General features: G+C 58.5%; 17 protein-coding genes. 5 read left to right on the forward strand and 12 right to left on the reverse strand.

The features are described from left to right. Positions 1 to 44: 44 nt before the first annotated feature. On the reverse strand, positions 45 to 3671 hold the full coding sequence (gene putA, locus ACQUTG_RS01405) for a bifunctional proline dehydrogenase/L-glutamate gamma-semialdehyde dehydrogenase PutA (protein WP_428917693.1): 3627 nt from the start codon (positions 3669 to 3671) through the stop codon (positions 45 to 47). 175 nt (positions 3672 to 3846) lie between these two features. Further along, positions 3847 to 7350, reverse strand: a complete 3504-nt coding sequence (locus tag ACQUTG_RS01410) for an NAD-glutamate dehydrogenase (RefSeq protein ID WP_428917694.1) — start codon at positions 7348 to 7350, stop codon at positions 3847 to 3849. Between the two features lie 160 nt (positions 7351 to 7510). Here ACQUTG_RS01410 and ACQUTG_RS01415 point away from each other — a divergent pair, with 160 nt between their 5' ends. Continuing rightward, entirely contained in the window at positions 7511 to 7963 is a 453-nt protein-coding gene (locus tag ACQUTG_RS01415; RefSeq protein WP_428917695.1) for a winged helix-turn-helix transcriptional regulator, read from the forward strand. A 17-nt stretch (positions 7964 to 7980) separates the two neighbouring features. Here the strand turns inward: ACQUTG_RS01415 and ACQUTG_RS01420 are convergent, their stop codons facing one another. Next, positions 7981 to 8733 carry a hypothetical protein gene (locus ACQUTG_RS01420; protein ID WP_428917696.1) on the reverse strand — a complete coding sequence of 251 codons (753 nt, stop codon included), beginning with the start codon at positions 8731 to 8733 and terminating at the stop codon, positions 7981 to 7983. Positions 8734 to 8832: 99 nt separating this feature from the next. On the opposite strand from ACQUTG_RS01420, the gene ACQUTG_RS01425 reads away from it, so the two are divergent. Next, positions 8833 to 9588, forward strand: coding sequence for a spermidine synthase (locus tag ACQUTG_RS01425; RefSeq protein ID WP_428918440.1), 756 nt, complete (start codon positions 8833 to 8835; stop codon positions 9586 to 9588). Here ACQUTG_RS01425 and ACQUTG_RS01430 read toward each other — a convergent pair. After that, the gene (locus ACQUTG_RS01430; protein WP_428917697.1) at positions 9585 to 11561 is read right to left on the reverse strand and encodes a sigma-54-dependent Fis family transcriptional regulator; all 1977 of its coding nucleotides are present in this window, start codon (positions 11559 to 11561) and stop codon (positions 9585 to 9587) included. The two genes, ACQUTG_RS01425 and ACQUTG_RS01430, sit on opposite strands and share 4 nt — an antisense overlap. 340 nt (positions 11562 to 11901) lie before the next feature. Here ACQUTG_RS01430 and ACQUTG_RS01435 point away from each other — a divergent pair, with 340 nt between their 5' ends. Together ACQUTG_RS01435 and ACQUTG_RS01440 are read left to right on the forward strand one after the other, a co-directional pair. Further along, positions 11902 to 13704 (forward strand): flavin-containing monooxygenase, encoded by a 1803-nt coding sequence (locus ACQUTG_RS01435; RefSeq protein WP_428917698.1) that lies wholly within the window; start codon positions 11902 to 11904, stop codon positions 13702 to 13704. A gap of 356 nt (positions 13705 to 14060) precedes the next feature. Next, positions 14061 to 16067 carry a PA domain-containing protein gene (locus ACQUTG_RS01440; protein ID WP_428917699.1) on the forward strand — a complete coding sequence of 669 codons (2007 nt, stop codon included), beginning with the start codon at positions 14061 to 14063 and terminating at the stop codon, positions 16065 to 16067. A 30-nt stretch (positions 16068 to 16097) separates the two neighbouring features. Here the strand turns inward: ACQUTG_RS01440 and mtgA are convergent, their stop codons facing one another. The 3 genes from mtgA to ACQUTG_RS01455 form a co-directional block, all read right to left on the reverse strand. Then, positions 16098 to 16799: a monofunctional biosynthetic peptidoglycan transglycosylase gene (gene mtgA / locus ACQUTG_RS01445; protein ID WP_428917700.1), complete on the reverse strand. Its 702-nt coding sequence runs from the start codon at positions 16797 to 16799 to the stop codon at positions 16098 to 16100. Then, positions 16780 to 17283, reverse strand: a complete 504-nt coding sequence (locus ACQUTG_RS01450) for an acyl-CoA thioesterase (RefSeq protein WP_428917701.1) — start codon at positions 17281 to 17283, stop codon at positions 16780 to 16782. Before ACQUTG_RS01450 ends, mtgA begins: the two co-directional genes overlap by 20 nt. A gap of 87 nt (positions 17284 to 17370) precedes the next feature. After that, the gene (locus tag ACQUTG_RS01455; RefSeq protein ID WP_372985645.1) at positions 17371 to 18282 is read right to left on the reverse strand and encodes a malate dehydrogenase; all 912 of its coding nucleotides are present in this window, start codon (positions 18280 to 18282) and stop codon (positions 17371 to 17373) included. A gap of 136 nt (positions 18283 to 18418) precedes the next feature. On the opposite strand from ACQUTG_RS01455, the gene ACQUTG_RS01460 reads away from it, so the two are divergent. Further along, on the forward strand, positions 18419 to 19114 hold the full coding sequence (locus ACQUTG_RS01460; RefSeq protein ID WP_428917702.1) for a pseudouridine synthase: 696 nt from the start codon (positions 18419 to 18421) through the stop codon (positions 19112 to 19114). 33 nt (positions 19115 to 19147) lie between these two features. On the opposite strand, the gene ACQUTG_RS01465 is transcribed toward ACQUTG_RS01460, so the two are convergent. From ACQUTG_RS01465 to ACQUTG_RS01485, 5 genes are all read right to left on the reverse strand, one after another. Continuing rightward, a complete protein-coding gene (locus tag ACQUTG_RS01465; RefSeq protein WP_428917703.1) occupies positions 19148 to 19513 on the reverse strand; it encodes a thiol-disulfide oxidoreductase DCC family protein in 366 nt (121 codons plus the stop codon). Positions 19514 to 19635: 122 nt separating this feature from the next. Next, positions 19636 to 20202 (reverse strand): elongation factor P-like protein EfpL, encoded by a 567-nt coding sequence (gene efpL, locus ACQUTG_RS01470; protein WP_428917704.1) that lies wholly within the window; start codon positions 20200 to 20202, stop codon positions 19636 to 19638. A gap of 76 nt (positions 20203 to 20278) precedes the next feature. Continuing rightward, the gene (locus ACQUTG_RS01475; RefSeq protein ID WP_428917705.1) at positions 20279 to 21043 is read right to left on the reverse strand and encodes a DUF2182 domain-containing protein; all 765 of its coding nucleotides are present in this window, start codon (positions 21041 to 21043) and stop codon (positions 20279 to 20281) included. A 15-nt stretch (positions 21044 to 21058) separates the two neighbouring features. Further along, positions 21059 to 21694: a DUF1326 domain-containing protein gene (locus ACQUTG_RS01480; protein ID WP_372985640.1), complete on the reverse strand. Its 636-nt coding sequence runs from the start codon at positions 21692 to 21694 to the stop codon at positions 21059 to 21061. A gap of 141 nt (positions 21695 to 21835) precedes the next feature. After that, on the reverse strand, positions 21836 to 22639 hold the full coding sequence (locus tag ACQUTG_RS01485) for an SDR family NAD(P)-dependent oxidoreductase (protein ID WP_428917706.1): 804 nt from the start codon (positions 22637 to 22639) through the stop codon (positions 21836 to 21838). Positions 22640 to 22663 lie beyond the last annotated feature (24 nt).

A 22663-nucleotide genomic window follows, 5' to 3' on the forward strand; every position in this document is an offset into this window, starting at 1 on the left:
CGGCCCGGAGCATCCCCCGAACCGCTGGCAGTCAAGCCTGGACCTTATTCAGCCGCGGCAATCAGGCTGGCGTTACCACCGGCGGCGGTGGTGTCCACACACAGGTGCCGCTCGATCACAAAGCGCTGATCCAGCTTGTGCTCGGTGATGACCGGCAGCAGGGCACCATCGCGCTTGGCCAAGGCCTGGCGGTATTGCTTCAGCAGTGGTTTCTCGGCCACGCTGACCACCGCCTCGAAGCCGGACAGCTCGGTCAGGGCATCCGGATCGAGGACACCATTGACCGCCACAATGGGCAGGCCGGCCTTGGCGGCATCCGCCACCTTTTTCTCGGCATCCGGCGCCATGACCACCACCTGGTTGCCCTGGGACAGCGCGGTTGCCGCCTGCTCCATGGCTGAATCGGCATCCGGTCCCAGACACAGGACCACGCCCCGGGCATGGAAGGACAGATGGTTCTGCTCCCCGGTAGGCCCGGGCAATTCCAGATAGCCTTTGTCCATCGGCGCCGGCACCTCTCCGAAGAACGGCTTCAGGGTTTCCTGACGCTCCTCAGGCCTGGGTGACTTGACCGAGGCCACCTGATTGATCAGCTTCTGTGCCTTGTCCGCACCGATGACCTTGTCGCTGGAGCTGGATGGCTTCTCGACAGTCTCCCCTTTGAGGAAACGACGGACATACAGCGGGCCACCCGCCTTGGGGCCGGTACCGGAGAGGCCTTCACCACCGAACGGCTGGGAGCCGACAATGGCACCAATCTGGTTCCGGTTCACGTAGGTGTTGCCCACGTGGATCCGGCTGGCGATATGTTCGATCCGACGGTCGACCCGGCTGTGGATACCAAAGGTCAGGCCATAGCCCTTGGCATTGACCGCGTCTACCACCTTGTCGATGTCCTTGGCCTCGAAAGTCGCCACGTGCAGGACCGGCCCGAAGATCTCTTCTTCCATCTCCTCGATACCGCTGACCTTGAGTACTGCCGGGGAAACGAAACGGCCCTTGCTCGGTACATCCATTTTCTTGAGCAACTTGCCAGCCTGCTCGAACTTGTTGCAGTGGTCCACGATCTTCTTCTGGGACGGCTCATCGATAACCGGGCCAACATCCGTGGACAGCTGCCACGGATCGCCGATACCGAGCTCTTCCATGGCGCCGTAAAGCATTTCCAGCAGGTTATCGGCAATGTCCTTCTGCACGTAGAGCATCCGCAGGGCAGAACAGCGCTGGCCGGCACTCTGGAAGGAGGACGCCAGCACATCCCGGACAACCTGCTCCGGCAGAGCGGTGGAATCCACGATCATGGCGTTGAGGCCACCGGTTTCCGCTACCAGCGGTGCATCCGGCGCCATGTTCTCGGTCATCGCCTTGTTGATGCGCTGGGCAGTAGCCGTAGAGCCAGTGAAGCAGACCCCGGTAACGCGGGGATCGGATGTCAACGCGGAGCCCACCGTGGCACCGGTACCCGGCAGCAGCTGGATGGCATCTTTCGGAATACCCGCCTCATGCATCAATTCGACCGCGCGCACCGCCAGCAGCGACGTGCTCTCGGCCGGCTTGGCAACGACTGCGTTTCCGGCCGCCAGGTTGGCCAGAATCTGTCCGGTAAAGATCGCCAACGGGAAGTTCCATGGCGAGATGCAACACATGACGCCGCGGGCCTCACCCTCCTTTTCATAACGGATGCCCTCGTTCGCGTAGAACATGGCGAAGTCAACCGCCTCGCGGATTTCCGCCACCGCATCCAGCAGCGACTTGCCCGCCTCACGTGTGGTCAGGGCAAACAGCTCGTAAGCATGCTCCTCGTAAAGATCACCCACCTTGCGAACACAGGCTGCCCGTTCCTCGGCCGACCTGGCAGACCAGCTCTTGAAGCCGTCCTGAGCGGCGTCCAGTGCAGCGCTGATATCGGCTTCGGAGGTGAAGGTGATGTGGCCGACCAGGTCATCCGGGTTGGCCGGGTTACGAACCTCATGTACGTCATCACTGGAAGACTCCACCGCAAGGATGGGGCCACCTGTCCACTGATGCTCCCGGAACTTGCCGCGCCCTTCCTCGATCTCTGCCACAGTTACCGGATCGGTAATATCCCAACCCCTGGAGTTGCGACGCTGGTCACCGAAAATCTTCGCCGGCGGCACAATGGCCTTGCTGGAAATGTTTTCGCCCAGCGCCACCACCGCGTCGATCGGATCCTTGGCAATCTCCTCAGGGGTGATATTGGTATCGACAATCTGGTTTACAAATGAACTGTTGGCACCGTTTTCCAGCAGGCGACGCACCAGGTACGCCAGCAGGTCTTTATGGGCACCAACCGGAGCGTAAATGCGACAGGGGACGCCGCTGTCCTGGAGCACCTGATCGTGCAAGGACTCACCCATACCATGCAGGCGCTGGAACTCGAATTTCGAGCGGTCGATATCCTTGGCCAGTTCCAGGACCGCAGACACCGAGTGCGCATTGTGGGTCGCAAACTGCGGGTAGATGCGGTCGGTCATGCCCAGCAACTGCTTGGCGCAGGAAAGGTAGGACACATCACTGCAGGCCTTGCGGGTGAACACCGGGAAATCGCTCAGGCCCATCACCTGGGCTCGCTTGATCTCGGCGTCCCAGTACGCCCCTTTCACCAGGCGCACCATGATCCGACGATCCAGCTTCTCGGACAGCGCGTAGAGCCAGTCGAGAGTCTGGGCGGAGCGTTTGCCGAATGCCTGAACCACCACACCAAAGCCGTCCCAGTCCTTCAGTTCCGGGTCGGAGAGAATGGCTTCGATGACATCCAGGGACAGGTCGAGACGATCCTGTTCTTCGGCGTCAATGTTGAAGCCCATGTTGGAGGCGGCCGCTTTTTTGGCCAGTTTCAGGGCGCGGGGCATGAGTGCATTCATCACCCGCTCCTTATGGCCGTATTCATAACGGGCCAGCAGTGCGGACAACTTCACGGAAATGCCCGGGTTAGTGCGCACATCGCCCTTGCAGTTCTTGCCGATGCTGTCGATGGCATCCGAGTATGACTGGTAATAGCGCTGGGCATCCACATCGGTGCGGGCGGCTTCACCGAGCATGTCATAGGAATAGGTGTAGCCACGCTCAACGTAGTACTTGCCGCGGTCCTGGGCTTCCTCGATGTCACGGCCCAGAACGAACTGGCGCCCCATCTCCTTCATGGCCTGCCCGGCCACCGTGCGGACTACCGGCTCGCCCATGCGCTTGACCAGCTTACGCAGAGTCTCGCCCACGCTTTGGCGCTCCGAGTCCTTCAACAGGTTGCTGGTCATCAGCAGCGCCACGGTCGCAGAGTTGATCATCCCCGACTGGGCCTTGCCCACGTGGGCGCCCCAGTTCCCGGAGGTGATCTTGTCCTCGATGAGATCGTGAATGGTGAGGTTATCCGGCACCCGCAGCAGGGCTTCGGCCAGACACATCAGGGCAACGCCTTCCTTGGTGGTGAGTCCGTATTCCGCCAGGAACTTCTCCATGATGGTCGGGCGGGCATTCTTGCGGACGCTACGCACCAGGTCTGCGGCACGGGCGGAGATCGCCTCGCGCTCGGCCTGGGACAACTGAGCGTCAGCAATCAGCTTGTGAATCACCGCGTGCTCGTCCGCCAGGTAGTTCTGCCGGATTGCCTGGCGGTGTTCGTTGAGGTCTGGATTCACTGACTGCTGTCTCATAGTTGTACCCTCTTCGCTGTTTGTCTTGTATCTCTCGCATTCTACCGAGAATAAAAAAGACGATTTGCCCATAAAAAGAAGGGATGCACCGCATTACGACTTTTTTTGATTAACCCATAATTACCAATTAACCACAAAAAATTTATATTTCAGGCACATTTCCTTTAACTTAAGCTCAGACTGCGTCACGGGAAAGCTCCCTGAGCACACTGTGGGCCACCGAAAACACCGCGCAATCGACGTCACTGACGGTCTGCATATCTCCCAGGACCCTTTCCCAGCGGCCCAGCAAGGGCGCCCTGGCGCTTCGCCATAATTCCAGCTTTGCCTCTGGCGAGACCGAAGCGCCCTGAGCAGGCTCTTCCTGTGCCAGAACTGAAGCCGTCAGATCCCGCAACTGCTGGTCCAGCTCATCCCGGTAATGGACCGTCGCCAGCATCTGCCAGTGCCCGTGAGCCCGGTAAGCCCGCATCTGGCGGTCCAGCCAGATCAGGTTCAGGCTTTCTCCCAACCGGAAATACACCCAGGCCACATTCTCCAGGTCCTGACCCAACTGACCGGAAATCTCGATCATATCCATCAGCCAGTAGCGGCTTTCAGCAGAAGCACAATAAGCCGACAATGTCTCCGGAACCTCTTTCTGCCTGTACTCAGCATAGTGCCCATACCAGCGACTTTCAGGTATGACCGATGACAAGCGATCAATCGAGGCCAGCACCTCGGCCAAAGGCCCCCGGTATCGTGCCTCGCAGTCAGCCGGGTCCAGATTGTGGCGGCGGTTGTGTAACAGCCAGCTGGTGCTTCGGGTCACCAGGCGAATGACATCGCTGAATAGATCCGCCTGTACCCCGGCATCAATCCGGCCATCCAGGCTTTCAATAGCTTCCCATTGCCGGTCTACGTCATGGATTGCGACAGAGATCAGGTAGGCAGCGGCGATACTGCCGGCGTCTGCCCCGGTGGTATTGCGGATCCGCTCGACCCAGGTGATGCCCATGCGATTGATCATGTCATTGGCAATCTGGGTTGCCACGATTTCGGCGCGCAGCGGGTGCGCCTCGATCGCCTCCTGGAAAGCCTCGCGCATGGAGACCGGAAACGCCGAGAAAAGCGACCGGGAGAACCGGGAATCCCGAACAATCGGAGCACTCATCAGTAACTGCTTGAGCTCTATCTTGGCGTAGGACAACAACACCGAAAGCTCGGGCCGGGTCAGGCCTCCGGAGCGTTCGCGCAGGTCATCGTCGTCCGGCAGGAACTCGAGAGCACGATCCAGGCGGCCGTCCGATTCAAGCCGGCGCATCAGGCGCTCGTAGCCCTCTTGTGAGCCTACCTTGCCGGTGCAGGCCAGGCTGAGCGACATGGCCTGGCGATAATTGTTGCGCAGCACCAAGTCCGCCACTTCCGGCGTCATTGCCCGAAGCAGCTGGTTACGCTCGGCCAGCATCATCTGATCCCGGGCGACACGCTCGTTGAGCAGGATCTTGATATTCACTTCATGGTCCGAACAGTCCACACCGCCGGCGTTATCAATAAAGTCAGTGTTGGCGGAGCCGCCAGCCAGGGCGAAGGCCACGCGCCCACGCTGGGTGACGCCCAGGTTGCCGCCCTCACCCAACACCCGGCAGCGAAGCTCGGTACTGTCGACCCTGAGCCCATCGTTGGCCCTGTCACCGACCTCGTCGTGGGATTCGGAAGGCGCCTTCACATAGGTACCGATGCCGCCGTTCCAGATCATATCCACCGGTGCCCGGAGCAGCGCCCGGATCAATTCATTAGGCGCCAGTCGTTGTGCATCGATGCCCAGAAGCGCGCGCATTTCCGATGACACCGGAATTGATTTGGCGGAGCGGGAAAACACACCGCCCCCCTTGCTGATCAGGCTTTGGTCATAGTCCGCCCACGTGGAGCCGGACAACTCGAAGAGACGCTTGCGCTCGGCAAACGAGGCCACCACGTCCGGCGCCGGATCCACAAAGATGTGTTGGTGATTGAAAGCGCCAACCAGCCGAATGTGCTCCGACAGCAGCATCCCGTTACCGAACACATCGCCGGCCATATCGCCGATGCCCACCACTGAGAATTCCTCGGACTGGGTGTCCAGCCCCAGCTCGAGGAAGTGGCGTTTCACCGATTCCCAGGCACCACGGGCCGTGATGCCCATTTTCTTGTGGTCGTAGCCTTCACTGCCACCGGAGGCGAAGGCATCACCAAGCCAGAAGCGGTACTCCCCGGCCAGCCGGTTGGCAATATCAGAAAACGTCGCTGTGCCCTTGTCTGCGGCCACCACCAGGTAAGGGTCATCGTCGTCATGACGCACCACATTGGCAGGTGGCACAACGACTCCGTCCGCGAGATTATCGGTAAGATCGAGCAGCCCGCGGATGAAGACCTGATAACAGGCGACACCTTCGGCCCGGAGAGACTCCCGGTCGCCATTCTCCGGTGGTTGCTTGACGACAAAACCGCCCTTGGCGCCGACCGGAACAATCACCGAGTTCTTGACCTGTTGTGCCTTGACCAGTCCCAGAATCTCGGTCCGGTAATCCTCGATTCGATCCGACCAGCGCAAGCCACCTCGGGCAACCGGCCCGGCTCGCAGGTGGACGCCTTCCACCCGGGGCGAATAAACAAAGATCTCGAAACGGGGACGCGGTTTGGGAATATCCGCGATTGAGGATGGATCAATCTTGAACGACAGATAGCCCTTCGGCTGGCCGGCTTCCTCCCGCTGATAGTAGTTGGTTCTGACCGTGGCCTGGATGAGGGCGTGGAATCGACGCAGGATCCGGTCATCGTCGAGACTTTCCACCTGCTCCAGCGCATCGAGGATTCTCCGCTCGATAGCCTCAATGCGTGCAGCCCGCTGCTCCGCGGTTTCCGTACCCGGTTCGAACCTGGCTCTGAAAAGCGAGACCAGACTGGCGGTGATATCGAGATGGCGGGCCAGCGTGTCGGCAATGAAGGGCTGACTGAATCCGAAGCGAAGCTGTTTGATGTAGCGTGCGTATGCCCTGAGCAACGCGACCTCCCGCCAGCCCAGACCCGCCGCCATGATCAGCTGGTTGAACTCGTCGTTCTCGGCAAAACCGTTCCAGATTTCCCGGAAAGCGTCCTGAACGAGGGGTTTCGCCTGCCTGAAATCGGCATTCCGGCACCGGGAATGGAACGCCACAGTAAAGTCGCTGACACCAAAGCCCTCACCATCCCGGCGTTGGATCCGGTAGGGATGCTCCCCGAGAACCCGCATTCCGAGATTTTCCAGGATGGGAATGACATCCGACAGAATCACAGGACTGCCCTGACTGTAGAGCTTGAAGTTGAGCTCGCCCTCGGCACTGTCTCCTGCCTGGTAAAAGCCCATCGGCACATCGGAACTGATGGCAATAGACTGAATCTGGCGAATATCGTCCAGGGCCTCGGCAACGGAAAAGCGGGCCCGATACGCCGAGGGGAAACTACCGCTGAAAAGCTGGGCATAACGCCCGCCGAGGGTGTCTCCAAACGCCTCGACAAGATGGCTGTGGAGGTCATCGTCCCAGGAACGGGACTCTTCCATCATCTTCGCCACTACCCGGCGAAGGTCGAGTGAGTCGTCGGCTTCGACATTATGGCTGTCAAGGGCGTTGGCAAGCTGTTCCAGCAGGCTTTGTTGTTGTACTGAGCGGGAATCGGTCATCAATCTTCTCCGGGCGATTTTGCACTGGGCGGTACTGATTCATGCCAATCCAGTATACTGAAGACCCGAAAGTCGCTTTGACCATATAGTTTCAAAATGCAGGCATTTTGCTTATATTCCAACACCAATATAGACGTTCAGCTTGGCAGGAGACCAAACCATGGTCGAACTGGATAGAATTGATCATTCAATCATTCGGGAATTGCAGAAGAATTCCCGGATCACCATTACCGAGCTGGCCACGCGGGTCGGCCTCTCCAAGACACCTTGCCAGGTGCGTATGCGTCGGCTGGAAGAGCAGGGTTACATCACCGGCTACACTGCCCTGGTGAACCAGACCAAGCTGGGGCTGAGCCATGTCGCCTTCGCCCAGGTCACCCTTTCCGATACCAGCAGCAGCGCCCTCGCCGCCTTCAACGAGGCTGTAAAACAGATTTCCGCCGTCGAGCAGTGCCATATGATGGCGGCCAACTTCGATTACCTCCTGAAAATCCGCACCCGTAACATGGCGGAATACCGGCAGGTACTCGGAGAGCAGATCTCCAGCCTGCCCCACGTATTGCAGACCAGCACCTTTGTCGTCATGGAAAATGTGAAGGATACGGGCATCTGAATGCGGGAGGGGAAGACTCAGCCGGCCGCCTCGAGCCCCAGCTCCTGCTTGTACAGCACATTGCCCAGCCCCAGCACGATCCGCTCCACGGAAACGTCAGAAGACACGGGGCTCTCCCCGGGGTTTGAGCGGGCCTCCAGGATCAGCACCATCCTGAGCAGATCGAGAAGCCGGATGACCAGGTCGAGGATATCGAAGTCTTCCGGCGCGGACGCCATCTCACGAATCACAAAAGCTTTAGCCGACTCCACAATGAACGACTGATGGGCGTCAAGGGTACGGGTATCCAGAGTGCGGACTGACTCGAAGCGCTCCTCCCGCTCCCGACGGATGGCCTCCATGCACAGATCCCGGGAATGCTCCGGGGACTCATCCTGGCGCAACAACCCGGCCAGCCGGAAATCCACTGTGCCCTCATTGCGCAGCTCCTCGAATTCCTCTTCAAGACTCTTTCGGGCATGGGGCAGATACTTGCGAACGGCGCGTTCCCGCGCTTCGATCAGGTCATCGAGGGACGCGGCGTTCACCATGCCCGTCATGACCTGCACGCAGTAAACCAGGTGTTCCCAGATGTCAGGAGTGATACCTTCCGTCTCCGCAGGCAACACCCGGGCGATAGAGACAAAGCGGAAATACAGCGTAGTGACTTCCTGTTCGCTGAAACCGGATGTCCTGATAATCTCGGGCAAACCTATACGTTCCACATCTTTCAGCAGGCGTGGAAGCAGGATCAGCACGTAGTGCCGGGCACCTTCAGACAAGGGTGTCATAACAACAGACCTGCACGAACTCTCGCAATCGGATACTCTCCATTGGCCGGACAACAAGGCCCTTACTGACACCATAGCCGATAACCACACATTTTCATGATGCAGAAACCTGAAATCCGGGGTGAAATCGTTCACGTGACCCGGGATGCACTGGGCAACATCCTGGTCATTGACGACCGCAAGCACCGGGTGCTGAGCTTTGACTCCATCTTCGAGCAGAGCAAGATCGCCCGGGCCACTCCATACCTGCCAGTGCATGAATACAGCCGCGCCATGCTCATACCCGCGGCGTTCACCGAGCCGGCCCATGTGACCGTGCTCGGCCTCGGTGGAGGCGCCCTGGCCCACGGCCTGTACCGGCTGTTTCCGGAGTGCAGGGTTCACGTGATCGAGTTACGCCCGAAAGTCCTCGAAATAGCACGGGAGTGGTTTGCACTGCCGGATTCCGACCGGCTGGAGGTCACCATTGCCGATGCCCGCAAGGCGGTCGCGGAACTCCCTCCGGCCAGCACCGACATGATCTTTACTGATTTATACAACGCGGACCGCATGAGCCCTGCCCAGGCCCAGCGCCGATTCATCAAGGATTGCTGCAACGCGCTCACCGACGGGGGCTGGCTCATCCTGAATTACCACAAGGTACCGGATGAAAGCGGCGGCCTGTTCCGGGAGCTGGTGCGTCAGTTCCCCTGTCTCCTCTACTTTCACAGCAAGACCAACAACACCGTCATCTATGGCTGCAAGGACCCGTTTTACCCCTGGCCCCTGGACGTGCCCCACCTGAAGGAGCTGGAGCAGCGTTTACCTATAGGCTGGCGCAAGCTGATGAAGAAGCTTGCGATGGTGGAGGACTAATCCCGCTCTTGTCCGGAACCTCCACGGTTTCCGAGAAAGCGGGGCAAGGCTATCCCCTGCCGATCCATCCAGCGGTATACGGTCGGCCGGGACACGTCAAAATGTCGAGCCACTTCGGAAATGTTCCATTGGCAGGCCCGCAGCGCATCGAGTAACGGATCCTGCTCATTGTCATTATCAACCATCTGATCCGCCACCGGCGGCATCCGGTCAGAGACACACTCCTCCGGCAGGTCGTTGGCAGTGATCTGCCCTCCTTCACAGGTTGCCTCGGCAAAGGTCAGTGCGTTCACCAGTTGCCGGATATTTCCGGGCCATTCATAGGCCAGCAAGGCACTTACTGCATCGCCGCGCAGACCTACCTCCGGGAAGGTTCCACCAGCGACCAGATTTTCCAGAACCGTCTGGATCACATGCTGCCGATCCGCTCGCTGCCTCAGGGGCGGCAACCTCAGGCTGGCGCCGTTCAGGCGATAATAAAGATCGGCGCGGAAATCACCCCGTTCAATCAGCCGGCCCAGGTCCTGATGGGTAGCGGCAATGACCCGGCAATTCACGCGAATCGGCGCGTCTGCGCCAATGGGCAGAATTTCCCCCTCCGCGAGGACCCGCAACAACCGGGTCTGCAGTTGCAATGGCATATCACCGATCTCGTCAAGAAAGAGCGTGCCACCATCGGCCTGCTGAATCAGTCCGCGCATGCCTTTGGAGCGAGCGCCGGTGAAGGCACCGGCAACGTAGCCGAACAATTCACTCTCAATCAGCGATTCCGGAATCGCTGCACAGTTGACAGCCACGAAGGCCCGTTTGCTCCGGTGGCTTGAGTCGTGAATAGCTCTGGCAAGCACTTCCTTACCAGTGCCGGTTTCTCCAAGTATCAACAGACCAACATCCCGGTTGCGAAGGCGTTTGGCGAGACTGAGCGTGCGGCGCATGACCGGATCATCCGCCGCCAATGCGTCCAGCCTCGGAACCCGTTCGCTGGCGCTGTTTGTCTCAGAGTCGATCGGCTTCGGAGCGGCAACTCTCGGTTGGATGAGTGCAGCAAAAAACGTCTCGCCGCTAACCTGGTGGCGGAAAGCCCGTACCTGATCATCCTGATCAAAAGGAATGCTCCAGATGTCCTGTAACTGGCATTCAAAAACCTGAGTGAGATCGAGAACACCCTCGTCAGAATCGGGGACCGGGGTTTCGGAAATCAATGATCGCCCAGCCGAATTGCTCGCCTCGATCCGACCACTCTCGTCGATCGCAAACAGATACTGACCATTGACCTGGACGAACTCCCGGGAGGCGTCGCACCGGAAAATCACCTGATTCCGGTATTTGCGCAGGAAATAGGCATCCTCGATCATCCGGGCGTACAGCTGGGTCAGGTTGAGGGCAAACGTCTGACTGTGACGCGCTTGCGGAGAGTCCAATGCCGAAATATCCAGCACTGCCAGCAGATTGCCGGACGGATCCCTGATTGGCGCGGAAGTACAGGTCAGACTGATGTGCGTGGCATCAAAATGATCGACCCGATGGCAGGTCAGGGCCTGCTGTTCCTGGATACAGGTACCCACAGCGCAAGTGCCGGCGTACTGCTCGCTCCAATCGGCACCGAGGTAGAGCCCTGCCTGACGTAAGCGTCGGTCCGAACGCCGGTCGCCGAGGTACTGCACTGTGATACCTCGGTGATCGGTCAGCAACAGCACATACCCGAGATGGGCAATCATGGCGTACAGTTGCTCGACTCCCGCCCTGGCCACGTTCAGGAACTCGTCAACCGAATCCTGGTGCTCACGTAGAGTCTGCTGGGTAACAATACGGGCGCTACGCGGCCGGCTCGGATCAAGACCGTATTCCTGGATGCAGCGTTTCCAGGATCGACCGATAAGTTCCGTCCCCGGTGATGCATCAACAGACGAATCATCCTCCGCATAGTTCAGAACGGCGTCAATGTGCCGACGCTGGGCAAGTTGCGTAGTCATGCAAGACTCCCGAACCAATGGGCTCTTGTTGTTGTCATTTGTCAGAGATACTGCTGCAACGCCTCTTTAGCTTATACTTTTCGTACCCCGCCCCGCATCCTCCCTTCGTACTGTTCAAGTCATTACACCTGTAACACCCACAGGCGATAAACACGTGACAGCTGTAAATACCGAAGCGCAGTTGATAGCCCGCTCTTGCTGGCATGCAACGCATGCCTGCCCGGAAAACCTCCAATAATTTCAAAGATCTGCCAGCCATGACTTATAACGCTCCCAACCTGGCACAGCGCCTGCAAAGACCCGGTTGCAAACAAGAACAATGCAACAGTGGAGAACGAACATGACACAGACCAACCTCACACCCACCCAGCAAGTCGAACAGTGGCTGGCTGGTTTTTCAGAAACCCTGCAATCCGAAACCCCGGAGCAAGCTGCAGAGCACTTCGAGGAAGGCGGATTCTGGCGGGATCTCGTCTCAATGACCTGGAACATAAAGACTCTGGAGGGCCATGACGAAATCCGGGACATGCTGGCCAGGACCGCCAAAGCCAGACAGCCCGGGAATTGGCAGGTTGCCGAAGAAGCCACCGAACAGGATGGCGTGCTGGAGGCGTGGATTACCTTCGAAACCGCGGACGCCCTCGGTAAAGGCCACCTGCGCCTGCGTAACGGCAAGGTCTGGACCCTGCTGACCACCATGCAGGAGTTGCGGGAATTTCCGGAGAAACGCAAACACCTGCGCCCCAAAGGCGCCCAGCATGGTGCCAGCAAATCCCGAAAAACCTGGCTGGAGGCCAGGCAGGAAGAGCAGCGGGAACTGGGTTACAGCCGCCAGCCCTACTGTGTAATCATTGGTGGCGGCCAAGGCGGCATTGGTCTGGGCGCACGTCTGCGACAGCTGGATGTACCCACCATCATCATCGAGCGCAATCCCAGGCCCGGTGATTCCTGGCGCAATCGCTACAAATCCCTGTGTCTGCATGACCCGGTGTGGTACGACCACATGCCCTACCTTCCTTTCCCCGAACACTGGCCGGTGTTCTGCCCCAAGGACAAGATCGGGGACTGGCTGGAGATGTACACCAAGGTCATGGAACTGAATTACTGGAATTCCACTGAATGCACGGGTGCCCGTTACGATGAGGAAAAGCAGGAATGGGTGGTCGATGTGGTTCGGGACGGGGAGCGGGTCACCCTGCGACCGAAACAACTGGTGCTGGCCACAGGTATGTCCGGCATACCCAACGTGCCGGACATACCAGGCATGGACACCTTTGAAGGTGAACAACACCACTCCAGCAAGCACCCGGGCGGGGAAGCCTACAAGGGCAAGAAGTGCGTGGTACTGGGGTCCAACAATTCGGCCCACGACATTTGCGCCGCCCTGTGGGAGAACGATGCCGATGTGACCATGATTCAGCGCTCCTCTACCCATATCATCAAATCCGACACTCTCATGGATCTGGCGTTGGGAGGCCTCTATTCCGAAGAGGCGGTGGAGAACGGGATCACCACGGAAAAAGCCGACCTGACCTTCGCATCGCTGCCTTACCGGATCATGCCGGAATTCCACAAGCCGGTTTACGAACAGGCCCAGGAGCAGGATGCGGACTTCTATAACCGTCTCAGGAAAGCGGGCTTCCTGCTGGATTTCGGCGACGATGGCTCCGGCCTTTTCATGAAGTACCTCCGGCGCGGCTCGGGATACTATATTGATGTGGGCGCCTCCGAGCTGGTCGCCCAGGGAGAGATCAAGCTCAAGAGCGGGGTTACCATCGAGCGGATCAATCCCCGATCAGTGACCCTGACTGACGGCACCGAGTTGCCCGCAGACCTGATCGTGTACGCGACCGGCTATGGATCAATGAACGGCTGGGCGGCACGGATCATATCCCAGGAAGTCGCGGACAAAGTTGGCAAATGCTGGGGCATGGGCTCGGACACCACCAAGGATCCCGGCCCCTGGGAAGGCGAACTGCGCAACATGTGGAAACCCACCAAGCAGGACGGCTTATGGTTTCATGGCGGCAACCTGCACCAGTCACGGCATTACTCGCTGTACCTGGCACTGCAGTTGAAGGCACGCATGGAGGGATTGGAAACGCCGGTTTATGGATTGCAGCCAGTACACCATCTGTCGTGAAGCAACTAGTGGTCCGGGCCGAAAAAGCCCGGACCACAGCCTGTATCGATTGTTCCCGGAGAGCCAGGTTCACGTCATTGAGTTGCGACCGAAGGTCCCGGCGGAGATTCATCAAGACTGTGTACATGTCGCTTCCGGCGATCTATTTTTATTTTAAAAACAACTAATTACCTCATATTTGCGCCAAAATCGAATAATGCACGTAACAGGTCATTGCTATGGTTCATGGAGGCGGGATTTTGCGACGTCCTGCCTGAACTCACTCAATCACGGGATTGTCATCCCGCAATACAGGGGGCGAAGTACCCCACCCTGAGCCACGGGATGGCGCCGTGCAAAAAGAAAAAGGACAAACCATGGCTATGATTTCACTTTGGCGGCCTTTGACCGCCATTGCCCTCTCATCGACCTTACTTACCGCCGCCCTGGCGGACGATCAGCTGGTATCGGACGGAAACGCAAACCTGCATCCCGCCCACGATAGCCCACTTCCGGACGGCCACGTGCCTGCTAACCAGAACTATGGCTTTACCGTCATTGGCCGGGACACGCTGGGCGGCATTTCGGATGGACTCTATACCGACGTCTGGGCCCAGGATGGATACGCCTACATCGGCACTTTCCAGGAACCGGATTGCACCCGGGCAGGCGTTTACATCTCCGACATCCGGGATCCGGCCAACCCGGTCACGGTGGGTATGATCAAATCCCCGCCCCAGACACGGATCAATGACGTCAAGGTGACTGAAATAGATGGTCGTGACGTGCTCATCCACTCTCTTGAGCCCTGCGGGCCGACTCTCGGCAACGGGCTTGCCATCGGCGGCGGAAATGGTGGTCATCAACAAGGCCAGGTGGGTGTTTCGCTCTGGGACGTGACTGACCCCAGCCGCCCCCACCCACTCAAACAGAACTTCCTCGATTTTCCGGTCCACAACGTCTTCCCATGGACGACGGCCGAAGGCAATACCTACATGCTCGTGGTGGATGACGTGGCCGTGGACGACCTGAAGATCGTCGACATCTCCAAACCCCAATCCCCCAAACTGATCAGCGAGACGGGGATCGGAACCTGGCTGGCAACCAATCCGGAAATCGCCGACGATGGTCAGCTTTTCATGGGTAGTTTTGCGGCCCCACTACTGCACGATGTCTGGGTGAACGATATGGATCCGGGACCGGGCGAGAACTGGCAGGCCGTCCTTTCATACTGGGATGCCGGGTTCATCACCCTCGACATCAACAACCCGAGCAACCCGGTATTCCTGGCAGACTCCACTTACCCGGACACCGATCCGGTTTACGGCACCTCACCTCCCGAGGGTAATGCCCATGCAGCAGTGTTCGCCGGCCCCCATTTCGACAAGATTTTTGGTGGTGACGAAGACTTCGACTCCCTCTTTACCGCGGTCACCGTCGCCGGCGAAGACTATCGCGCCAACCAGGGCAGCGATGTTCCACAGATCGGTGGAGCGGTTGACGAAGTGAGTGGCCAGACCGCCTTCGTCGGACGCGCCTGTGGCGGCTCGTTGCCCACTGCGACGGATGTGGGGGCCACGATTGCGGTGATCGAACGGGGTGATTGTGCATTTACCACCAAGGCGCAGACTGTGCAGGCCGCGGGTTACCAGGCCGGGGTGGTCTTTAACTCAGCGGCAGAGGGCAATTGCGAAGCAACAGTCTCCATGCTGGTCGAGGGGGACCTTCCCATGCTGTTCGTCCCCCGTTCCACCGGCTATGCCATCCTCGGCATTGACGGCTACGACCCGGCGGCATGCCCCGACGGCATAAATCCCGCTCTGCCCGACCCGTCCAGCCTGGGCCTGGTTGCCACCCTGGGTGCCGTCTTCGACGGCTGGGGATACTTCCACGCCCTAAACAACGTCAGATCGACCATGACAGTGCCCAGAGGCATGGGTGAAGACGCGGAATCAGTGGAAGTGGGCTACCTCGGGGAAATCGGCTACTACGCGCCGGCGGAACTCACGGATCCGGAACTGGCCAGCGGGGCCGGGGACCTGACCATGCACAACCTGGAAGTGGACCCCAACGACCCTGACCGCACATTCATCAGCTGGTATTCCCTCGGCATGCGCGCGGTCGAATGGCGGCCAGGCCACCTGCATGAAAACTTGAAAGGCGAAGGCGTCGTCTCCTGGAACATGCATGAGGTGGGCCGCTTTATCGCCGGAGAGGAATATGGTGAGGCAGAGGGCTCCAACTTCTGGGGTGTTCATGTCACCGAAGTCGACGGTCAACAGTATATTCTGGGCTCGGATCGCAATACCGGCCTCTGGATTTTCCAGTGGAGCTGTGAGGACGTCAGCGACGTGCTGTACTGCAACGGGCCGGTAACACCCTGAACCGGCAGGAAGGCCGCCCGCGGGCGGCCTTCATATTCCCCTGAGATACCCCAGCCCCAGCTGGCCCATCTGTTGGTTGATCCAGCTAACCCGCTCCCAGACGTAAGCCGATGGCTGGTCTGCACGGAAAACCTTGGGGTTGGGCAACACCGCAGCGAGCATGGCGGCCTCGGTTCGAGACAACTGGTTCGCCGGAATCCCGAAAAAGGCCCGGCTCGCAGCCTCTACGCCATAAATACCCGGGCCGAACTCGGCAATGTTGAGGTAGACCTCAAGGATGCGCTCCTTCGGCCACAAAACCTCCAGGGTAACGGCAAGCCCTGCCTCCAGGGCCTTCCGGACAAAACTTCGGCCATTCCAAAGAAAAAGATTCTTCGCGGTCTGTTGGGAAATGGTGCTTGCACCGCGGAGCCCCTCGCCCTGGATGTATTCCTCCACGGCGCTATGAATTGCGCTGAAGTCAACGCCCCAGTGCTCGGGAAAACGCTGGTCCTCACTGGCAACAACGGCCAGGGGCATCCAGGGCGAGATCTGCTCGTAGGATACCCACGCCTGACGGATGTCCTGATCCGGATGATCGAGCCAGTGCCCAATTATGAAAGCCGAGGTTGGCGGGTTAACAAACCGGAACAGAAACAGAATAAGTACCGACGCCGCGAGCGCCCCAGAAAAGCTCCAGGCCAACCATCGCAAGGCTTTGCGAACCAAGGGCTCAGGCCTCCGACGCGCCATTGTCGAGCTGTTTTCGAGTGGCCAACCGCCCTTCTCTACGGATCTCGGCGTTCTGGAAGCGACGTTTCTGTTCAGGCGTTTCGGGTATCACTGCAGGTACATCCACCGGCTGATCATTTTCATCCAGCGCGACGAAAGTGAAAAACGCCGAAAGAATATGCCGTGTATCCCCCGTGTAGCTGTTCTCCGCCTCAACCCTGGCGCCAATCTCCATAGACGAGCCCCAACTCCGGTTCAGTGAAAGACTGAACAGCAGGGTATCATTACCCTTCGCGGGAGCCCGGAAGTAGATGGAATCCACAGCCGCCGTAACGCAGACATGGGCGGAATGACGCTCGGCCACCACCAGCGCCAGGCGGTCGCACTTGGCCATGATCATGCCACCGAATACCGTGTTGTGGGAGTTCATGTCATTGGGGAACACCTTGTAGACATGCTTTTCGATGGCAGAGGCGGAAACTGGCTTGGCGGGTTTCTGGGGCATGGGACCTTGTTCGCTGCAGTGTGTCACAGACAGCTACTATACCCGAGACACCCTTGACCAAAACACTGCCGGAGAATTAACGGATGGTTAGTCAGCTCTGGCGGAAGCAACGACTCGCCGGACCACCTCCGCACTGTGAAGAAATTCCCCCTCCTCCCGCTTATTCAGGCGGGGATGAAGCACCCGCTCGATGCCGTTGCCACCAATGACCGCCGGCAGGCTCAGGCAGACGTCACTGACACCAAGAAAACCATCCACTTGCAGACTGACCGGCAACGTGTGTTTGGCGTCCGTGATAATGCATTCAATGATCTCTGCCGCAGCGAGGGCGACCGCATAATTGGTGTGGCCTTTATACTTCAACACCTCGAAACCTGCTTTGGAGGCCCGGTCAGCGAGCTCGTACCGTGCAGGTGTCGGATCCAGAGGCTCGCCACCTGCATCGGCACAACTCATGGCAGGAAACTGGCTGTCACCATGCTCGCCCAGAATGTAGGCACGGATATCCCCGGAATGAATCCGGAGTTCTTCCGCCAGCAACTGCCGGAAGCGCGATGAGTCCACGAGGGTCCCTGTACCGACCACTTGGTTCGGTCTGAGATTGGTAAATTCCAGCGCATAGTGCACCAGAACGTCCACTGGATTGGACACCATCACCACCTTGCAATCAGGCGACAGCCGGGCCAACTCCGGCATCAGCTCACGCATAAGCTTTACATTGCCTTTCGCCAGCTCCAGACGGCTGTTCATGTCTTTAGGCGTGGGCACAGATGCACACATCGCGATGATGTCGGAACCGGCACTATCCGCCAGTGTTCCGGCGCTGACCTGGGTTGGTGTATTCACAAACAGCTGGCCATGCCGGAGGTCCAGGACATCCCCCATTGCAGACTCGCGTGTTTTCCCCACCAGCACGAGTTCTTTGACCAGATTCTTGAGTGTCAGGACGAAGGCCAGCGTGGAGCCAACATGGCCAGTTCCGATTACCGATACTTTCATACTCTCCCCCGGAGTTCCGCATGACAGACGCCCGGACTGAAGGCCTCCGTCACATTATCAATTGAACATAGCAGTAATCATGCCGTTGGCATTAAACTGGATTTTCCCGGCTTAACCTCGACTGCTTCCAGGACCGATGAAACTCTCACGCATCCTCAGCAACCAGAACGGCATCAGCCGCCGTCAGGCCAATTTTCTGCTTGCTGCCGGTCGTGTTCGCGTTGACGGCGAAATCTGCCGGGAGGGTAACCTCGATATCAGCAGATTCCGGGAGGTCTGCATTGATCAGGAGGTCATTCAGCATGCGGAGCCTGCCTATTACTTGATGTTGAACAAACCTGCCGGTTACCTGAGTGCTACCGAAGATCCAGTGCATCCCACCGTACTGGAACTGATCCCGTCAGCCCTGCGCCACCTTCTGCATATCGGCGGTCGCCTGGATCGTGCCAGCACCGGACTGCTTATCCTGAGCAGCGACGGCTTGTGGACGCGGCGTTTGACTGAACCCAGGGTCAAAATCCCGAAAGTCTACCGGGTCAATACCGCCTACCCGATTTGCCCGAATACGGCCGAACGATTCTCCGAGGGTATCTGGTTTGAGTACGAAAAACTGAGGACGTCTCCAGCCCGCCTTGAACAGCTGGGACCGACAGAGGCAAGGCTTACCATCTACGAGGGCCGCTACCATCAGGTCAAGCGTATGTTCCACGCGGTTGGCAACCGGGTCACCTCGTTGCACCGGGAAAGCATGGGCGGCCTGACACTGGATCCTGCCCTTGCCGTTGGCTGTTATCGGCCACTGACCGTCGATGAAATCAGTTCCGTCTGTTGACCCATTCGACCATTGAAATCGGGCAGGCGAAGCTCAGCCCTGCTCCGTAAGCCTTCGGTCGACCCAGGAATGATAGAGGCGGGCCAGCAAAGGGCGAATCACCGGCAGGCCAATCAGCCAGGCCAGTGGCTTCAGCACCGGGACGCGGGACATCAACAGAATATAGGCGTCCATCTCCCGGTGAATGGTGCCCTCACTGTCCTTGACATGCAGCTCGCGCAGCGCGCTGTCAGGATCAATACCCTCCTGGCGGAGCACATCGTCACGGCCGGTAATATCCAACCATTCAACGGACTCGCCGGTCTTCCCGGCCAGCTTTTCGTACCACCGGCGGTCCTTGATGCACGCAGGACATGAACCGTCGTAATACACCACGAGTTTGCCAGAGGAATCCTTCATAGCGTCCTCCCCCAAAGGTTGGGAATGACACTATTACCCTAACACGAAATCAGGGCGCGAGTGTCTGATTGCCGACAGTTGAAATCAAGCACAGCGATGCACCTGCGCCCCGATGAGGCAGATCAGGCCCGGCTCAGGAACTTCCGCTCTTCCACATTGATTTTGATCCGATCGCCAGTGGAGATGTGCTCGGGTACCTGAACCACGAGGCCTGTGGTCAGCCTGGCGGGCTTGGTCCGGGCCGTGGCTGAACCACCTTTGACAGAGGGATCGGTTTCTTCGATCTCAAGCTCGACTGTCGGCGGCAGGTCGAGGGCCACCGGGGAATCGCTCACTAGAATAACCATCAGCCCCTCCGTGTCCTCGTTGATGAACAGAAGCTCGTCAGCGATGGTTTCCTTGTTGAGCATGTACTGGGTGAAATCCTCGGTATCCATGAAGACGTACTCGTCTCCGTCGGCGTACGAGAAGGCAGCCGGCCGGCGAACCAGGTCCGCCTGGTTCAGCATGTCGGAGTCCTTGAAGGTTTCATCCAGCTTCTGGCCGGTCACCACATCGTACATACGCATGCGGTACAGGCTACCTCCGGCACGCCCCTGGGGCACGGAGCGCTCGATATCCTTGACGAAGTAAACCCGTCCCTCGTACTCAACGGCCTGATTCTTTTTGATTTCACTGGCTTTTGGCATTGCTTGTGGTCCCGAAAGAAAATGAAAATAGGGAGCCTGATATACCACGACTTCAGACGATAAGCGATAGCGACAATCAGGCAGAGGCAATAACCACAATGCCCATGACTATCGCCGTCACCCCCACACCCTTCGCTAACCACTCCCCACCGGGTATCGTTTTCTCGAGCAGAACGATCACCGCCAGGGCCGCAATCACCAACAGATCCATAACGCCGCCAACAAACAGGAGGGCCATCAACGCGCCACAGCACCCCACACAGTAGGCCCCGTGGATAATGCCCATCTTGAATGCCCCGCTCAGGCCCGGGCGCCAATGACGGGTAATGAAAAACAGGGGGCCCCGGCAATGCTTCAGGCAAGCCTGCTTAAGAGAGGAAAACTGGTAAAGGCCTGCGCCAATCAGGATGATTCCGCTTAGAACTACACTCTGGCTGCGCATCATGGGGCTGAGCAATGCCCACTCTTCAAGCCGCCATTGCAGGGTCGCGGCAACCAGGCTGAACAGTGTCCAGAGAACGAAATAACCGGCGCAGAACAGCCCGGTACCCAAGGTTTCCCGAGCCAGTTTGTTGGTCCTGGCCACCTGACGGTACAACAGCACCATGGGAGCAGCACTGGGAACCATCATTGCCACCATCATGACGCTCCACATCACGAACATCATGACAAAGTACACGGGCGTCCATTCTCTGAGCATCATGGAACCACCCCCTGACATGGCAGACATGCCGGCCGCCATATCGAAAAGATACCACCAGCAAACACCCGCAATCGCCAGCAACGCGGCCAGCGTAACCAGTGACGCCCGGGGCAGGCCCCGGGCGCTGATTCCCCCCATGTTTCTCACCCGAAACTATCGGTAGACGCCGCTGGGGCCGATGTCCAGGTGCGACAGGTGGCAATGCGTGCCATCAAACCCCATGGGTACGTCGGCCCGGGCATTGGTGCGCCCGCTGGCTACTTCCGCAACCGCGTACTCGAAACCTTCGGGCAGATCGATGCGGGCCCGGTGCGGCTCACCGGAAATGGGATTGATAACCGGCTCGGCGCTGCCTTCAATCAGATCCGCCACCCGTACCTGCGCCTTGCGATTCTCGACATCGCAGGAAATCTCGATCGGGCAGAAAACAGGGTCATACATCTTGGTCAGTGTGCTGGCAAACACATTGAAGAAGGTCGCTCCGGGCTCAGATGTGTCCCCGGAGAGGATCGCCATCAGGGCATCCCGTTGTTCGGCTGTTGCCCGCTCGTCGACAAAGGCCTGGGCCTGGCCGTTGCCTTCATGGATGGCGCCGGGCCACTTCAGCGTCATGGCGAAGGACAGGCCATCCAGGCGGGTCTCTCCAAAATATCCATCTTGTATTTTGACTGCCGCAAAGGCATGGCAATCCCCGTGGGTGGGACGGGACATGAACTGGCAAGGACATCCCGGATCACAGTTGCAGTTCACAAACTCCAGTCCCTTGATTCTCCAGTCTGTATTGTTCATCTCCGTTACTCCTTTCTGTAACGCAGTTTCACCATTCCAGACTAGTTCATCAGCACACTGGAAACACCCTCTCGGATAGACTGTTCCAGACACAAAAATCAAGGAATATAAAAATTGGATTTAAAAACTGCCTTTCCGATTTCAGGACCGTCCGCTGGCTCGCTTGAGCAACCGATCCATCTGTCGGAATGCTGGCTGGGTCAGACGAGTTACCGGCCCCGGCAACGCTGCCAGTGCGACACTGCCAACGGTGCCGAGAGGGCTGCCCACGCGGGCCGGACGCTTGTCAACTGCACGGACGATCCAGCCCGCAGCCTTTTCAACATCCATCATCGGCATGCGTTTGTAGATCTGGGTACGGGCAGACATAGGCGTGCGTACCATCGGGAAATAAACCACCGACACATCGATCCCCTTGTGCCCCAACTCAGCCAGCAATGAACGGGAAAAGGATTCCAGTGCCGATTTGCTGGCCAGATAGGCGGAAAACAGTGGGATCGGGACCTGGCTAGAGAGCGTGGAAATATTCACCACCTGCCCTGCCCCCTGCTCCAGCATTCGGGGCAAAAGCTTCAGCGTCAGTCCCACGGCGGCGATGTAATTTATGTTGATGGTGCGCTGGTAATCATGGAGCCGATCCAGTGCTTCAGTAACCGGCCGGCGAATCGAGTGCGCGGCGTTGTTCACCAGCACATCTATCTGCGAATGATCCGCCAGTATGGCCTCGGCACAGTCCCCCAGGGATTGCTCATCAGTCAGATCTGCCGGATACACCCACGCGTAACCACCGGCCCGGGTAATGCTGTTCTGCACCTGCCGCAGTTCATCTTCCCTGCGTGCCACAAGGCAGATTCTTGCTCCTTGCCTCGCCAACTGGCAGGCAGCCTCCGCACCGATGCCGCTGGAGGAACCTGTAATCACCACGGTTTTGCCGGAAATTGCCATATCACCCTCTTTCAACGCTTGTTG

It is taken from the genome of Marinobacter sp. DUT-1 (assembly GCF_050379415.1).
In the GTDB taxonomy this organism is placed as follows: domain Bacteria; phylum Pseudomonadota; class Gammaproteobacteria; order Pseudomonadales; family Oleiphilaceae; genus Marinobacter.

Bases quoted from the DNA above. Each gene is read 5' to 3' on its own strand.
- ACQUTG_RS01430 (WP_428917697.1), bottom strand. From the start codon at position 11,561: ATGACTACGCAACTTGCCCAGCGTCGGCACATTGACGCCGTTCTGAAC.
- ACQUTG_RS01480 (WP_372985640.1), bottom strand. From the start codon at position 21,694: ATGAACAATACAGACTGGAGAATCAAGGGACTGGAGTTTGTGAACTGC.
- ACQUTG_RS01415 (WP_428917695.1), top strand. From the start codon at position 7,511: ATGGTCGAACTGGATAGAATTGATCATTCAATCATTCGGGAATTGCAG.
- ACQUTG_RS01465 (WP_428917703.1), bottom strand. From the start codon at position 19,513: ATGAAGGATTCCTCTGGCAAACTCGTGGTGTATTACGACGGTTCATGT.
- ACQUTG_RS01435 (WP_428917698.1), top strand. From the start codon at position 11,902: ATGACACAGACCAACCTCACACCCACCCAGCAAGTCGAACAGTGGCTG.
- ACQUTG_RS01475 (WP_428917705.1), bottom strand. From the start codon at position 21,043: ATGGGGGGAATCAGCGCCCGGGGCCTGCCCCGGGCGTCACTGGTTACG.
- efpL (WP_428917704.1), bottom strand. From the start codon at position 20,202: ATGCCAAAAGCCAGTGAAATCAAAAAGAATCAGGCCGTTGAGTACGAG.
- ACQUTG_RS01410 (WP_428917694.1), bottom strand. From the start codon at position 7,350: ATGACCGATTCCCGCTCAGTACAACAACAAAGCCTGCTGGAACAGCTT.
- ACQUTG_RS01460 (WP_428917702.1), top strand. From the start codon at position 18,419: ATGAAACTCTCACGCATCCTCAGCAACCAGAACGGCATCAGCCGCCGT.
- ACQUTG_RS01450 (WP_428917701.1), bottom strand. From the start codon at position 17,283: ATGCCCCAGAAACCCGCCAAGCCAGTTTCCGCCTCTGCCATCGAAAAG.
- ACQUTG_RS01440 (WP_428917699.1), top strand. From the start codon at position 14,061: ATGGCTATGATTTCACTTTGGCGGCCTTTGACCGCCATTGCCCTCTCA.
- mtgA (WP_428917700.1), bottom strand. From the start codon at position 16,799: ATGGCGCGTCGGAGGCCTGAGCCCTTGGTTCGCAAAGCCTTGCGATGG.
- putA (WP_428917693.1), bottom strand. From the start codon at position 3,671: ATGAGACAGCAGTCAGTGAATCCAGACCTCAACGAACACCGCCAGGCA.
- ACQUTG_RS01425 (WP_428918440.1), top strand. From the start codon at position 8,833: ATGCAGAAACCTGAAATCCGGGGTGAAATCGTTCACGTGACCCGGGAT.
- ACQUTG_RS01420 (WP_428917696.1), bottom strand. From the start codon at position 8,733: ATGACACCCTTGTCTGAAGGTGCCCGGCACTACGTGCTGATCCTGCTT.
- ACQUTG_RS01455 (WP_372985645.1), bottom strand. From the start codon at position 18,282: ATGAAAGTATCGGTAATCGGAACTGGCCATGTTGGCTCCACGCTGGCC.
- ACQUTG_RS01485 (WP_428917706.1), bottom strand. From the start codon at position 22,639: ATGGCAATTTCCGGCAAAACCGTGGTGATTACAGGTTCCTCCAGCGGC.